The sequence below is a fragment of the Halomonas shantousis genome, assembly GCF_054654615.1.
Genome location: NZ_BAAIER010000002.1, coordinates 1995328 through 2009661, shown reverse-complemented (window position 1 = coordinate 2009661; position 14334 = coordinate 1995328). Strand labels below are relative to the sequence as shown.

Sequence of the window (14334 nt, the reverse complement as noted above, 5' to 3'; positions counted from 1 at the left end):
CGCCTCCTTTTCAGCATTGCCCAGACGGGAGCCGTCATCAAGCCTCGCGCCTGGGCAGGCCGCTTAGTGCTCGCGCGTAGCCTGGAAGCGCACCTCCGGCCAGCGCTCCTGGATCATCTGCAGATTGACCCGAGTCGGTGCCAGATACGTCAGGTACCCGCCGCCATCGAGCGCCAGGTTGAGGCTCGCCTTGCGCCTGAACTCATCGAGCTTCTTGGCATCGTCGCAGTACACCCAGCGTGCGGTCTGGACGTTGACCGGCTCGTAGAGGCAATCGACCTTGTATTCCTCCTTGAGGCGGTGCGCCACCACATCGAACTGTAGTGCCCCTACGGCGCCGACGATCAGGTCGTTGTTGTCCAGCGGCATGAAGACCTGCGTGGCGCCTTCCTCGGAGAGCTGCTGCAGCCCCTTCTGCAGCGCCTTCATCTTGAGCGGATCACGCAGACGGACGCGCCGGAAGAGTTCAGGGGCGAAGTGCGGAATGCCGACGAAGCGCATGTCCTCGCCAACCGTGAAAGTGTCACCGATCTGAATGGTGCCATGGTTATGCAAGCCGATGATGTCGCCCGGCCACGCCTCCTCGACATGGGAGCGATCGGCGGCCATGAACGTCAGGGCATCGGCAATCTTGACATCCTTGCCGATACGCACGTGACGCATCTTCATGTTCTTGTCGTATTTGCCCGAGCAGACGCGCAGGAAGGCCACCCGATCACGATGCTTGGGATCCATGTTCGCCTGGATCTTGAAAACGAAGCCGCTGAAGCGCTCGTCATCGGCGCTGACTTCGCGGGTATCGGTCTCGCGAGGCAGTGGCGCCGGCGCATACTCCACGAAACCGTCGAGCATTTCGCGAACGCCGAAGTTGCCCATGGCCGTGCCGAAGTAGACCGGCGTCAGCTCACCGCGCCGATAGGCCTCGAGATCGAACTCATGCGAGGCCCCGCGCACCAACTCGACCTCCATGCGCAACTCTTCGGCCTGGTCTGCCCCCAGTATCTCGTCCACCTTGGGGTTGTCGAGCCCCTCGATGCGAACGTCGTCGGGAATCCGACTGCCCTGCCCCTGCTTGTAGAGGTGGATGACGTCATTGTAGAGATGATAGACACCCTTGAAATGACGTCCCATGCCGATCGGCCAGGTCATCGGCGCACACTGGATGTTCAGGACCGTCTCCACCTCATCCATGACCTCGATGGGATCGCGGATGTCGCGATCCATCTTGTTGATGAAGGTCAGGATCGGCGTGGTACGCAGACGGCAGACTTCCATCAGCTTGATCGTGCGTTCCTCGACACCCTTGGCGCCATCGATGACCATCAGCGCCGAATCCACCGCTGTCAGGGTACGGTAGGTATCCTCGGAGAAATCCTCGTGGCCCGGGGTGTCGAGCAGGTTGACGATGCGTCCCTTGTAGGGAAACTGCATCACTGACGTCGTCACCGAGATGCCGCGCTCCTGCTCCATCTTCATCCAGTCGGATGTCGCGTGGCGCTCGGCGCGCTTGCTCTTGACCGATCCCGCCAGCTGGATGGCATTTCCAAACAGCAGCATCTTCTCGGTGATGGTGGTCTTGCCCGCGTCGGGGTGACTGATGATCGCGAACGTTCTGCGCAGCCCGGTATGGTGGGCTATCTGGGAATCTGGCATCGAATGTTATTCACTGATTCTTACGCAGCCTCATGCACTTACGCATCCGGCCGACGGTGGATTGACTCTAGGTGCATTCTACGATTTCGCAGCGAATTCGTGTAGGGCAGGCTGATGGACCAGGATGCGAGAAAAAAACGTAACAGGATTGCCATCACCGCAAGGGTAATATTGAAAAGGGCAGGATGCCTGAAAAGGTGCACGGACCCGTACCCGACAGGATGTCACTGCACAGGGATGTGCCCCCATAGTCTGAGTCGTCTCCAGCAGCGCAGTGCAGACTTCAGTCTCCTCCCGGCGAACATGCTTGGCTCCTCTCGGCTCTTCAATCTCCCTCCGCGATTCTCTCATGCTTTGTTTCTCGCACGCATTCGCTACGCTTATTATACAAACTATGCAAAGCCTCATGGCCGGGTAAGGACACCACGGCCCGACAATGCTCCGGATACCGCCTGCCCTATGGGAAATCGGCAACACGACCCCGAAAACCTCGAAGAACTCGTCGATTACCTGCACCAGGCAGGCGACACCCACGCCGATGACGAAGTACACGTCAGCATTGGCACCATGCTCAGTGCGGTCGGGCATCGCTCCTTCGGCGCCCTTCTGCTGGTCCCGGGGCTACTCCTCTTCTCGCCGTTAAGCGGTATCCCGGGCCTGCCAACGCTCTGCGGGGTGCTGGTCGCGCTGATCGCGGGACAGCTGCTGGCGGGACGCTCGCATTTCTGGCTACCGCAGTGGCTGTTGAAACGCTCCGTTCCGCGCAAGCGCTTTCTGCGAGCAACGTTGTTTCTGCAGCCCTGGGCACGCCGGGTCGACAGGTTCATCAAGCCGCGTCTGAAGATCCTGACCCACGGACCGGCAAAACCGCTCGTCGCCATCATCTGCCTGGTGATAGCGCTGAGCATGCCGCCCCTGGAGCTGATTCCCTTTGCCAACAGTCTTTCGGGCGCCGCCCTGTCCGCCATCGGACTCGGTCTCATCGCCCGTGATGGCGCGCTGCTTGCCGTGACGCTCGCGCTCTACCTGGTGGGGCTGGGCATTCTCATCTATCAGTTCCTGTAGCGCCAGCCCTCATACGGTAGGCAGGTCGCGAATCCAGCGGCGCACTTCCCGACGCTTACGGCGGCTCGCCAGGCGCATGGTGTCGAATGACGCCGGTTCCAGTTCATAGGCGTCATCCTCTTCGGTATCCTTCAGATTGAAGGAACGGCAGGCGCCCACCGGATTGTCTTCGCTGCCATAGACGGCAATGATGCGAATCTCCAGGGAGAAGAATTGGACATCGTCGAGGGGACGTCCTTCGCGCATGCGAATGCGTTGTGACTGGGCGACACGCTTGATGATGTCACTGAAAGAGCCGATATGGCGGAAACCACCGGATTCCAACGGTCCCGGCTGCGTCGTTTCCGCCAGGCGATCGGTCTCCTTGTCATAGTCCCCGGGCCGTTCGAACTCGATCAGATCCCGGACTATCTCGCCCTCCGAGGTGTGCAGGATCGCGACGATATGTTCCAGGAAAATGGCTTCCGAACTCATGTTGCTGATCAGGCACAGGGCATTGATATCCTTGCTTCGTCCGCGATTGATCAGGATACGTGGGCGGCGCTGGCGAGCATAATTGAAGTAAAGCAGTTGGGCATAGAAGAGCCATATGACCAGAGTAAAGAAACTGGCGATAACGTTGAGGCTACCGGAATTCTCATTTAGCCACTCCATGCGCGTGCTCCTTGAGGCCTGCTTGCAGGAACGCAGCGTATCCCATCATGCCAGAGCGGAATAGGTAACGACCGCAGCGTCCGACTTCAGGTATGATGATGCCAGAGAAATTTAGTGGGATCTTATGCATCAACCGTTGCCCTTATCTACCCCCAACCGCAATCTGGTACGGCTGACCATCGTTCGGGGCATCACCTGGACAGGGTTCCTCGGGGCCATCATCTTCGGCATCGAAATGCTGGGGTTTCAGCTGCATATCGTGCCGGTCATCGCCATCATCGTGGCCATGGGCATGGTCAATGTGGCTACGTGGTGGCGCCTCGGGCGCCCCCGGGCCGTGACGGACACGGAATATCTACTGCATCTGCTTGCCGACATCGTCGGCCTGACATTGCTGTTCTACTATACCGGCGGCTCCACCAATCCCTTCATCACCTATTACCTGGTGCCGGTGACCATCGCCGCAGCGACCCTGCCCTGGCTCTATGCCTGGATCATCGCCAGCGCCGCGATGGCGGGCTATACGCTGTTGATGCTCTTCTTCGAGCCGGTTCCCCAACTCAGCAACAGCTTCGTAGGCACCGACATTCGCCTGCACATTCTCGGCATGTGGTTGAATTTCGGCCTGTCTGCGGGATTGGTGACCTTCTTCATCTTCAAGATGGCCCTAGCCCTGCGGCGTCGCGACCAGACCCTATCGCGCACGCGCGAGGCCGCCCTGCGCAACGAGCAGGTACTGGCCGTTGCCACTCAGGCAGCCGGCACCGCCCATGAGTTGGGAACGCCTCTTTCCACCATGGCCGTACTGCTCAAGGAAATGCGCGAGGATGCACGCGACAATCCCTCGCTGAGAGAGGATATCGACCTGTTACGCAGCCAGGTCGACACCTGCAAGACGCGACTGCAGACGCTGGTAGCCAATGCCGACCGACGCCGCCTCGCCGAACCCGAAGCACGACCTGCCGCGACCTGGCTGGAAGAAGTCATCCAGCGCTGGCTGGTGTTGCGTCCCGATGTCAGCCACCGGGTCGAGAAACTCGGCAAGCGTGGCACCCCCTGGCTGGCGGTTGATGCCACCCTGGAGCAGGCCCTGATGAATCTGTTGAACAACGCGGCCGACGCCAATCCTGACGACATTGTCATCAGCCTGGACTGGGACCATGACGAAGTCATCATCGATATTCGCGATCACGGCCCGGGCATTGCAATGTCCATCGCCGACCAGCTCGGCGATACTTTCGTGTCGACCAAGAGCAAGGGAATGGGTATCGGCTTGTTCCTGACACATGCCACCATCAACCGATTCGGAGGCGGTGTCAGCCTCTTCAACCATGAGGAAGGCGGAACGCTGACCGAGGTCAAGCTTCCCCGGGCTGCGACAAGAGCGGGTCCATAACCGGCAAGATCGCTAAGGAGACATCATGAACCCTGAACGGTTACTGATAATCGATGACGATGAACAGTTCTGCTTTGTCATGGCTCGCGCCATGCGTCGGCGGGGTTTCGATGTCGCCTCGGCCCGCACGGCGGCCGAAGCGTTACAGCTTGCCCATCAGACACCTCCCGACCTGGCGACTCTCGACCTGAAGCTGGAGGAGACGTCGGGATTGAAGCTGCTTCCCGAACTGATGTCCGTCGCCCCCGGATGCCGCATCGTCGTATTGACCGGCTACTCGAGCATTGCCACGGCCGTCGAGGCCATCAAGCTGGGAGCCGTGAACTATCTCTGCAAGCCTGCCGATGCCGACGAGATCCTGGCGGCTCTGGATCGCGAAGTGGGCGACCCCGACATCCACATCTCCGACACTCCGCCATCGATCAACCGTGTGACCTGGGAGCATATTCAGAAGGTGCTGCAGGAGCACGACGGCAACATCTCCGCGACGGCCCGGGCATTGGGCATGCATCGGCGAACGCTACAGCGCAAACTTCAGAAGCGTCCTGTCAGACACTGATTGGCTTCGATTCTGGCGGACTCTCGATCCTTACCGATTATTGCGCCGTCCACCCCAGATCGATGTTCCAACTGGCCCCAGTCACGGCACCGGCATTCTCCGACGCCAGATAACCGACCAGCAGCGCCACTTCGGAGGGGTCGATCAAGCGCTTGATGGCGGCATTCTTCAGCATCACGTCAGCGATGACCTCCTGCTCCCCCATGTCATGCATCCTGGCCTGGGCGGCGATCTGGTTCTCCACCAGGGGGGTCTGTACGTAGGCGGGACACAGCGCATTGACGGTTATACCATCACCGCCGCCCTCCAGTGCGGCCGTGCGGGTCAGGCCGATCAGGCCGTGCTTGGCACTGACATAAGCCACCTTGCCGGCGGAGGCTACCTGGGCATGGACCGAAGCGATATTGATGATGCGTCCCCACTGCCCCTCCCGCATGTACGGCCATACGGCCTGCGTCAGCAGAAAGGGGGCCGTCAGCATCAGGTCGATGATCTGGCGCCACTTCGCTTCGGGAAAATCCTCGATGGCTGCCACATGCTGTATGCCGGCATTGTTGACCAGAATATCGACGTGGCCGAAGCGCTTGACGGCCTCGTCCACGGCCTGCCGGCATGCGTCGGCCTGAGTCAGGTCGGCATGGAAGAAAGCGGCTCCCGCCGCCTCGGCCACGTTTTCTCCAGCCGCATTGGCATCGACCGCCAGCACCTGCAGCCCATCCTGGCAGAATTGCTTGACGACTGCCTCACCGATACCGCTGGTAGTGCCGGTAACGAGAGCGACCCGCGGATTACCGGGCGAAGAAGGCATGCTCATCGTGAACTCCTTGACGAGGTGAACTGCCATAGCATATGCCGAGCCCGAGCGTCGACGCCACCTGAGCTCAGGACGATTCGCTCATCACCTGACGCATTACCCGTTGTGCCAGACGACTGGCTTCAAGCATATCCTCGATGTCTTCCAGCCCCGCCAGCAGCTCGCAGCGCCATATCGGCCCCTCACCCGCGACCCATTCGCCCCGCAAAAGATAACGTCCACTAGGCAATTCCAGTACACGCTCTTCCACCCGATGGCTTTCCTCATGCTCCGCCCCAGGCGCCACCAGTAGCAGCGAAAGCGACACGGGAGTGATGAGAATGCCCAGCAATTCCCGGGCATGCCATTGAAAGCACAAGGTATCGACCCCTAGCCGCGCGTTGCGCCGCTCGTCATGCCTGTATTCGGCGATGTGCTGGTCTGCATAAGAGGTCGCCAGTCGATGAAGACGCGCATAAAGTTCTGGAGATAGAGACTGCATGAGTTTTACCGGATATCACTCGTATCGAAAACGGAAGTCATCTTCTATCAGGGAGCAGATCGCTGATAACCCGGTCACGAGCGTATAAGCTGTTAGGCTAGTTTGAAAGCCATTGGGACACCGGTACAGGAGACAACCATGCATTCTTCAGAGCGCTTGGCCGAGGCGGTACGCATCGCGGAATTGGCCGGGCAACGCATCCTCGAGGCACGTCAGACTCAGGATTTCGCTCATCATTACAAGGAGAACAGTGAACTCGTGACCGAGGCTGACGTCGCGGTGGACAGGTTGATCGCCGGCGAACTGGACAAGCATTTCCATGATGAGGCCCGCCTGACAGAAGAGCTCTCTCCGGACCGCGACATCCTGCTCGATGGAGGAGCCTTGTGGATCGTCGATCCCATCGACGGTACCGTCAACTTCGCCTATGGGCATCCCCATGTGGCGGTCTCGATCGCATGGGCCAAGGGCGGCAAGGTCCGCCTGGGCGTGGTTCATGCGCCTTTTCTCGGCGAGACGTTCACGGCGGTGCGTGGCGAGGGCGCCATGCTGAATGGCAAACCGATCCGGACCAGCGAGGTCGACGATCTGTCGCTCAGTCTGGTAGGAACCGGGTTTCCCTATCGCCGCGATGGACGCACTCCCCTGCTGAGACGACTGACGGCGGTACTCGGCCAATGTCGCGATATCCGACGTAACGGCTCAGCCGCACTGGATCTGTGCAATGTCGCCTGCGGGCGCCTTGATGCCTACTATGAGAGCGTCTCGCCCTGGGATTTCGCCGCCGGCCTGTTGATCGCCCGCGAAGCCGGCGCTCGCACCGGACATCTCTATGATGTCCCGGATCGTCTGCCCGCCGACCTCTACGGCGAGAACCTGCTGGTGACGGCACCGTCTCTCTTTGCACCGCTTAGAAAGCTGCTCGAACGGGCCGATGCAGGACAATTCGATACTCCGGGCGAGAGCACCTCCTGATGCGTCTTTTGCCGCTGACAGACTTCTGCAGAGAGCCGCTTCCCGGCGTCTTGCCTTCGCTTCCGCCACGCGATAGATGAGGGCAATGAGTGGCCTAGGGAGACACTATTGGCATTCGACCATCGGATGAGAAATAATGGGCTCCAAATCTATCTGCTCTTCCATTTCCAAGGAGAGATGAATGCTAACCGTTATTTTCGGCCGCCCCGGTTGTCCTTTTTGCGTTCGTGCCAAGGAGCTTGCCGAAAAGCTCAGCGAAGCACGTGACGATTTCAGTTATCGTTATATCGATATCCATGAAGAAGGCATTACCAAGGCCGACATGGAGAAGACCATCGGCAAGCCGGTCGAAACTGTGCCGCAGATCTTCGTCGATCAGACGCATATCGGCGGCTTCACCGAGTTTGATCAGTACGTCCGCGATAATGCGTTGATACCTGCCAGCGCATAAAGGCACGGCATTGTATCTCCATACCCGGTAACGGCACGGTCACGTTGCCAGTAGCTTCGCATTCGAAGGTTCTATGCCGCCGGCTCCTGCCGGCGGTTATCGTTCATCTCCATGCTCTCTAGCGCCCACCTACAAACCCTCCGTAGCGTTGAATGGCAAATTCCAGGCTAGGCCTATACTCCTGAGACAGGTAGGCGGCATCGCCCAAGATGTACAGCCATATCCCGGCCAGACGGTGGGGATTCATGGCCTGACAGCGCAGCGCTAGACCGCCACCTACCGTTTAGGAAAGATCCAGCCGCCAGGCAGCCGGCTGAGTCAATCCGGGCCATGAGGTATGAGCCAGACCGAACCCGCCTTCGCCTGAGCCTGCTGAGTGACACCGGTTGCCTGGAAAGGTATTGCGTGGAATCGGCTGATGGATTTCATGCCTTACAGGGGGAACATGGCGATGCAGCGTACCGAGTTTCTACAGCAGCTCTGGCTCGATTATATTCATCAACATCCCGATATCGGCGACATGCGACTCTGGCCCCCGGGGCAAGCCGCGGAGTATATGGTACTGTTGACCCTCGACAAGCAGCCCATGAACACCGCCTCCCTGTTGCCCAGTCTCTATCATTTCGGCTACCAAGCAGCGGGCAGCCATGCCTTGGCGGATCGCGGGCTACTGGTGACATTGCTGTCTTCGGGAGACCAAGGTCCCTGGCTGGTAGTGGCTGAACTGCAAATGGCGGCCCTGACCCGCGAACCGCGTCTTGCATTAGAACGCCTGGTCGAACAGACCCATCCTCAGGATGCCAAGGGACAGAACCTGTTGTGCCGAGGCCGTCCCTGGCCAATGCCGGACTGGGCCACCTACCAGTTGTTGCAACAAGCGCATCCGCTGGCGGCATGGCTGGCAGCAATGGGGCCTCGCCTGCATCATGCCGGCTTCGATTGCGATTCTCTCGACAGCGATCTCGTCAGCCTCGATCGCGCCATGCAGGAAAACGGCCTGGTCGGGAGCGCCGATCGTCGTCGGGGTTTCCTGCCGGTCTCGCCGTTGCTCAGTTACCGCTACTATCCCTGCTGTTCCCAAAAACTGGTCTTCGCGCAGGGCGACGAGCACCGCATCGTCTCGGGAGGACTCGCACTGGTGCAGCGATGCCTCCCAGGCAGAAGGGAGCGTTCAGCCGAGTTCCTGCTGCCTCACCATACCCGTTGTGAGATTGCCTGAGCCGCTGACCTTCTTCTCAGGCGACCTCGCGCCGCAAGTCGGAACGCTCTTCATCCTCACTCGGCGCTTCGTCGTCGGTGAGCCCGTAGGCGTCGAAATCGAACTCAAGTTGCTGTAGCTCGTGGCGCGGGTCGAGTTCGAAATAGTGCGAGGTTTCCACCAACGGCATGGGTGCGAAAGGCTCCTGCTCCACTTCCGGTTCCTCGAGGCTCTGACGGCTGAAGAGACGGAACATGACAAAGACCGCCAGCGACAAGGCCGCCGCGCCCAGGAAGAACCACAACCCTTCGGGCCCCGCCAGTTGCATGACCAGCGATGAGCTGAACGGCCCGATGATCGACCCGATGCCGTACCAGATCATCAGCTTGGCATTGGCTGCGATGATTTCGGCAGGCTCCAGCCAGTCATGCGTGTGCGCCAGGCTAAGCGAGTACAGGGTATGCAGCATGGCCGTATGCAGACAGGCCACGACCAGCAGCGCCACGTAGCTGTAACCGGCGGCCAGCGAAATCAAGCTGCCGGTGACAGCCATGACCAGTGCCATGCAAAGGATCACCTTGCGCCGGTCGATCCGATCCGATACGCGCCCCAGCGTCCATTGGGCGACCAGCGCAACCATGGTGGTAATCGCCATGAACTGGGCCGTCTGGCTGGTGCTCAGACCGATCTCCTGACCGTAATAGGGCGTCATGGCAAAGAAGGCCTGGACCATCAGCCCGGCGGTAAATGCCCCGACCAGCCCTACCGGAGCTCTCTGGTAGAGATCGCGCAACTTGATCTTGTGAGCCACGTCGTGGCTTATCGAAGGGCCATGGATACGATGGATCGACAATGGAACCAGCGATAGCGCAAACAGGATGCCCGTGACCGAGAACAATACTACCGTCGCTGGATCGGCCAAGTTCAGCATCCATTGCCCCCCCGCCAGGGACAGTGTCGAGATGACCATGTACCAGCCCAGTACCTTGCCACGGTTCTCGTTGTTCGACTCTCCCGAAACCCACGACTCCATGACCATCAACAGGCCTGCCGTCGCCGCACCGCCGGCGACTCGCCAGGCCAGCCAGGCCCAAGGGTTGATCCAGAGTCCATGCAGCATGGCAGTCACCGCCAGCACCGCAGCGCAAGCCGCGAACACCCGAATATGGCCCACCGAGCGAATACGCTTCTCGATCATATAGCTGCCGAGCACGAACCCCAGCGAGAAACTCGACATCAAAAGCCCCGCCATCTGCGAGGGAAACCCTTCCAGGGACATGCGCACGCCCAGCAGCGTCATGATCAGGCCATGCCCCAGCAGGAAGAAAATCTCACAGAGAAACAGAATGGGCAGTGTCGCGGGTAAACTGCGCAAGTCGACCTCCGTAACGAATTGAAAAGACGAAAAGGCCGTGCGGGTAAGGCACGGCCAGGATGTCTGCAAGTGTAGGCCATTATTCCAGTGGCCGGTGCAGTCGGCTTCATCCGCTCTCTGTTATGTTTTTTCGAGGGCGTAAGAAAGTATTCACAATTTCTGTGGATAACCTTGTGCGTTACCCCGTGACAGCTCGTTATACCGTAGCTACCAAGCGCTTCTAGTACATTTTGTTCAGATTTTCATCATCGATCAGGTCGCCAGCAGGCCGATGGCATAGGCCCCCGCATACCCCACGCTATACGCCACGAACAGAAACGGCAGGTAACGCAGATAGCTGATGAACGTCATGCTACGCACTTTGGAGAGCATGATGATGCCGGCCGCGGAACCGATGACCAGAAGCGACCCGCCGACGCCGGTCGCATAGGTCAACGCCAGCCATTCCGCACGATCCATGACGATGCCCGATTTGAGCAACGCAGCGGTCAGCGGCACGTTGTCGATCAGCGCGGACATCAGTCCCATCAAGTAGTTGGCTCCCAGCGTAGGCAGGGTTGCGTAGAGTGCCGGCAAGGCCTCCAGCACGCCTATCTCTTTGAGCATCCCCACAATCAGTAGCACGCCGAGGAAAAACAGCAGCGTGTCATATTCGATGACCCGAATGTAATCGAGAAGCTTGCGTTCATCCTGATCAAAGCGCCGTTCGGCAAAGTGCCCGATCATGAACATCAACGACAGCCCGAACAGGAATGTCAGCAACGGTGGAATGCCGAAGGCGACATTGCCGGCCAGTGTCGAGACGATGGTAAGCAGGAAGATGACGGCGATAATTCTGTCGATGCGCCGCGTCGGCTGGCGCTCATGAGGAATGCGCACTTCCCCTCCAAGACCGGGCATCAGCATCAGCGCCAGCAGCAGCACGCCGATAAACGCAGGCACAATCAGGGTGATCAGATCCGGGATCGCCACCTTGCCATCTAGGAAGATCATCAGCGTGGTGACGTCGCCGGTGATCAGCGACACGCCTCCCGAGTTCACTGCAAAAACCGTCAGAACGGCGAATTTGACCGTCTTGTTGGGAGGCAGCTGAAGAGAAAGGACCAGCGCAATGGAAACCAGTGTCGCGGTAATGTTGTCGGCCAGAGACGAAAAGAGAAAGGCAAAGGTCGCAGCCAGCAGTAACAACTGCCGCTCACCAATTCGTCGGGGTAGAACCCGATAGATCAGATTGCTGATCATTCCCTTGGCGTTGAGGTAGGCGACGAAAGTCATTGCCGCCATCAGGAACAACCACAACGTGGCGATTTCCAGCAGATTCTCGTCAAGAGAGTCGACCACGTTTTCCAATCCCAGAGCGGATTTCCCGAACATGAACAGCAACAGCCAACTCAAGGAGCCGATGAAAAGCGTCGATTTGGCTTTGTTGAGATGAAGGACATCTTCAAGCGCGATAAGGACGAACGCCCCTACTGCCAGTATGAGCAACAGGACCTGCAACCACATGCTAACACTCCCGTCTGAGCCTGCTGGGCGCTCGGACGTGACAGGAGGGTTTCCCACAATAGTCGAGTGGACGGCAGGCGAATCGAAGATTTAAATGAACGGCAGCTATGCCATCGCCACTAGCGCATCTGCCTGACTCGCACTGAATCGGGAGGCATTATGCAAGCGCGACGCTCCTGATGTCAGGTTTATCGTCTCCAATGCGTAATTCTTGATCTTTTTGGAGCGAATTATTCCCCCAGGAAGGAGAACGACGTATGGAAACCCCGCTCTGGCAGCCCTCCCCGGAGGCCATCAATGCCACCCAGATGACGGCATTGATGCAGCGCATCGCCCACGAGCACGCACACGATCTTCCCGACTATGCCGCCCTGCACGCCTGGAGCGTTGCGCATGCCGAACAGTTCTGGGAGCTGCTGTGGGACGAATTCGGGGTCATCGCCGAATCACGTGGCAGCCGAGTACTGGAGAACCCAGACGCCATGCCTGGCGCTCGCTGGTTTCCCGAAGCCCGCCTGAACTTTGCCGCCAATCTCCTGCGTCGCCGGGACCTGCATCCGGCCCTGATCGTGCGGGACGAACGCGAACGCCGCCGCGTCATCAGCTATGCCGAGCTCTACGAGCAAGTCGCCAAGCTGGCCCAGGCACTCAAGGAGAGCGGTGTCGCCCCCGGCGATCGGGTCGCGGGGTTCGTGCCCAACAGCGAGCACGCCATCATCGCCATGCTGGCGACTGCCAGCCTCGGCGCCGTATGGTCGTCATGCTCTCCGGATTTCGGTTTCAACGGCGTTCTCGACCGCTTCGGCCAGATTACGCCCAAGGTGCTGATCGCCACCGATGGCTACACCTGGAACGGCAAGGCCATCGACACCCGCGAACGCGTCGCCAAGCTCGGCCAGGCTATCGAATCGCTGAATCAGATCGTGGTCCTTCCCTTCCTGAACGACACACCCGAACTCTCCGCCATTCCCAAGGCCGTGAACTGGCGCGATTATCTTGACAATTCGGCCAGCGAAATCGATTTCCAGGCCATGCCTTTCGAGCATCCGCTGTATATCCTCTACTCGTCGGGAACGACGGGAGTGCCCAAGTGCATCGTGCACTCCGCGGGCGGCACCCTGCTCCAGCATCTCAAGGAGCATCGCCTGCATACGGATCTCGACGATGAAGATGTTCTCTTCTACTACACCACCTGCGGCTGGATGATGTGGAACTGGCTGGCCTCGGGCCTGGCCAGCGGCGCCACGCTGCTGCTCTTCGATGGCTCGCCTTTCGCTCCCCGCCCCGAGATTCTCTGGGACATCGCGGCTCACGAAGGCGTCACCGTTTTCGGCACCAGCGCCAAGTATCTTGCCGCCTGCGAAAAGGCAGAGCTCAGGCCCGGACAAAGCCACGATCTCAGGCCGCTGCGAGCGGTACTTTCCACCGGTTCGGCCCTGTCTCATGAATCCTTCGACTATGTCTACAGGGACATAAAATCGGATCTTCTGCTGGCTTCGATTTCAGGCGGCACGGATATCGTCTCCTGCTTCGCCCTGGGCTGTCCCATTCGGCCTGTCTATCGTGGCGAACTGCAGTGTCGTGGACTGGGCATGGCAGTCGAGGTGTATGACGATGACGGGCACCCTCTCGCCGAGGGCAAAGGCGAGCTGGTCTGCACGAAGCCCTTCCCCTGCATGCCGGTCGGTTTCTGGAACGACCCCGAGGGCAAGCGCTATCACGAAGCTTACTTCTCACACTTTCCGGGCATATGGGCGCATGGCGATTATGCCGAGATCACCAAGCATGACGGCCTGATCATTCACGGCCGATCGGACGCCGTCTTGAACCCGGGCGGGGTACGCATCGGCACGGCCGAGATCTACCGCCAGGTGGAAAAGGTCGAAGGCGTCATGGAATCGCTGTGCATCGGTCAGGAATGGCAGAATGACGTGCGCGTGATTCTGTTCGTCCGCATGCAGGAAGGCGTGGCACTTGACGAGGCCAAGCGCGACGAGATCCGCCAGGCCATCCGCACCCACACCAGCCCGCGCCATGTCCCGGCCAAGATCATCGAGGTGATGGACATCCCGCGCACCTTGTCGGGCAAGATCGTCGAACTGGCCGTACGTCACGTTGTGCACGGACGCCCGGTCAACAACGTGGATGCTCTGGCCAACCCCGAGGCCTTGAAGCTCTACGAGGACCTTCCCGAACTCAGCAGTTGA

Annotated in this window: 13 protein-coding genes; 7 read left to right on the top strand and 6 right to left on the bottom strand. The window is 59.5% G+C overall.

Annotation, left to right across the window (positions count from 1 at the left end):
• Positions 1-63: 63 nt before the first annotated feature.
• Entirely contained in the window at positions 64-1653 is a 1590-nt protein-coding gene (locus ACYQ12_RS09630) for a peptide chain release factor 3 (protein WP_459870752.1), read from the bottom strand.
• A gap of 459 nt (positions 1654-2112) precedes the next feature.
• Here ACYQ12_RS09630 and ACYQ12_RS09625 point away from each other — a divergent pair, with 459 nt between their 5' ends.
• Entirely contained in the window at positions 2113-2718 is a 606-nt protein-coding gene (locus ACYQ12_RS09625) for an exopolysaccharide biosynthesis protein (protein WP_459870749.1), read from the top strand.
• Between the two features lie 9 nt (positions 2719-2727).
• Here the strand turns inward: ACYQ12_RS09625 and ACYQ12_RS09620 are convergent, their stop codons facing one another.
• Positions 2728-3372, bottom strand: coding sequence for a hypothetical protein (locus ACYQ12_RS09620; RefSeq protein WP_459870746.1), 645 nt, complete (start codon positions 3370-3372; stop codon positions 2728-2730).
• A 124-nt stretch (positions 3373-3496) separates the two neighbouring features.
• Between ACYQ12_RS09620 and ACYQ12_RS09615 the strand changes: the two genes are divergently transcribed.
• Both ACYQ12_RS09615 and ACYQ12_RS09610 read left to right on the top strand, forming a co-directional pair.
• A complete protein-coding gene (locus tag ACYQ12_RS09615) occupies positions 3497-4768 on the top strand; it encodes an ATP-binding protein (protein WP_459870744.1) in 1272 nt (423 codons plus the stop codon).
• Between the two features lie 25 nt (positions 4769-4793).
• Positions 4794-5327 (top strand): response regulator transcription factor, encoded by a 534-nt coding sequence (locus ACYQ12_RS09610; protein ID WP_459870741.1) that lies wholly within the window; start codon positions 4794-4796, stop codon positions 5325-5327.
• A 37-nt stretch (positions 5328-5364) separates the two neighbouring features.
• Here ACYQ12_RS09610 and ACYQ12_RS09605 read toward each other — a convergent pair whose 3' ends face one another.
• Positions 5365-6141 carry a 3-hydroxybutyrate dehydrogenase gene (locus tag ACYQ12_RS09605; RefSeq protein ID WP_459870739.1) on the bottom strand — a complete coding sequence of 259 codons (777 nt, stop codon included), beginning with the start codon at positions 6139-6141 and terminating at the stop codon, positions 5365-5367.
• A 67-nt stretch (positions 6142-6208) separates the two neighbouring features.
• Positions 6209-6622, bottom strand: a complete 414-nt coding sequence (gene hybE, locus ACYQ12_RS09600) for a [NiFe]-hydrogenase assembly chaperone HybE (protein WP_459870736.1) — start codon at positions 6620-6622, stop codon at positions 6209-6211.
• A 138-nt stretch (positions 6623-6760) separates the two neighbouring features.
• Here hybE and ACYQ12_RS09595 point away from each other — a divergent pair, with 138 nt between their 5' ends.
• From ACYQ12_RS09595 to ACYQ12_RS09585, 3 genes are all read left to right on the top strand, one after another.
• Positions 6761-7597 (top strand): inositol monophosphatase family protein, encoded by an 837-nt coding sequence (locus tag ACYQ12_RS09595; protein ID WP_459870733.1) that lies wholly within the window; start codon positions 6761-6763, stop codon positions 7595-7597.
• A gap of 181 nt (positions 7598-7778) precedes the next feature.
• A complete protein-coding gene (locus tag ACYQ12_RS09590) occupies positions 7779-8048 on the top strand; it encodes a GrxA family glutaredoxin (RefSeq protein ID WP_459870731.1) in 270 nt (89 codons plus the stop codon).
• A gap of 445 nt (positions 8049-8493) precedes the next feature.
• Positions 8494-9267: a VOC family protein gene (locus ACYQ12_RS09585; protein WP_459870728.1), complete on the top strand. Its 774-nt coding sequence runs from the start codon at positions 8494-8496 to the stop codon at positions 9265-9267.
• Positions 9268-9283: 16 nt separating this feature from the next.
• Here ACYQ12_RS09585 and ACYQ12_RS09580 read toward each other — a convergent pair whose 3' ends face one another.
• Together ACYQ12_RS09580 and nhaD are read right to left on the bottom strand one after the other, a co-directional pair.
• The gene (locus ACYQ12_RS09580; RefSeq protein WP_459870726.1) at positions 9284-10621 is read right to left on the bottom strand and encodes an MFS transporter; all 1338 of its coding nucleotides are present in this window, start codon (positions 10619-10621) and stop codon (positions 9284-9286) included.
• A 252-nt stretch (positions 10622-10873) separates the two neighbouring features.
• Positions 10874-12127 (bottom strand): sodium:proton antiporter NhaD, encoded by a 1254-nt coding sequence (gene nhaD, locus ACYQ12_RS09575; protein ID WP_459870724.1) that lies wholly within the window; start codon positions 12125-12127, stop codon positions 10874-10876.
• A 257-nt stretch (positions 12128-12384) separates the two neighbouring features.
• Between nhaD and ACYQ12_RS09570 the strand changes: the two genes are divergently transcribed.
• Positions 12385-14334: an acetoacetate--CoA ligase gene (locus ACYQ12_RS09570; RefSeq protein ID WP_459870721.1), complete on the top strand. Its 1950-nt coding sequence runs from the start codon at positions 12385-12387 to the stop codon at positions 14332-14334.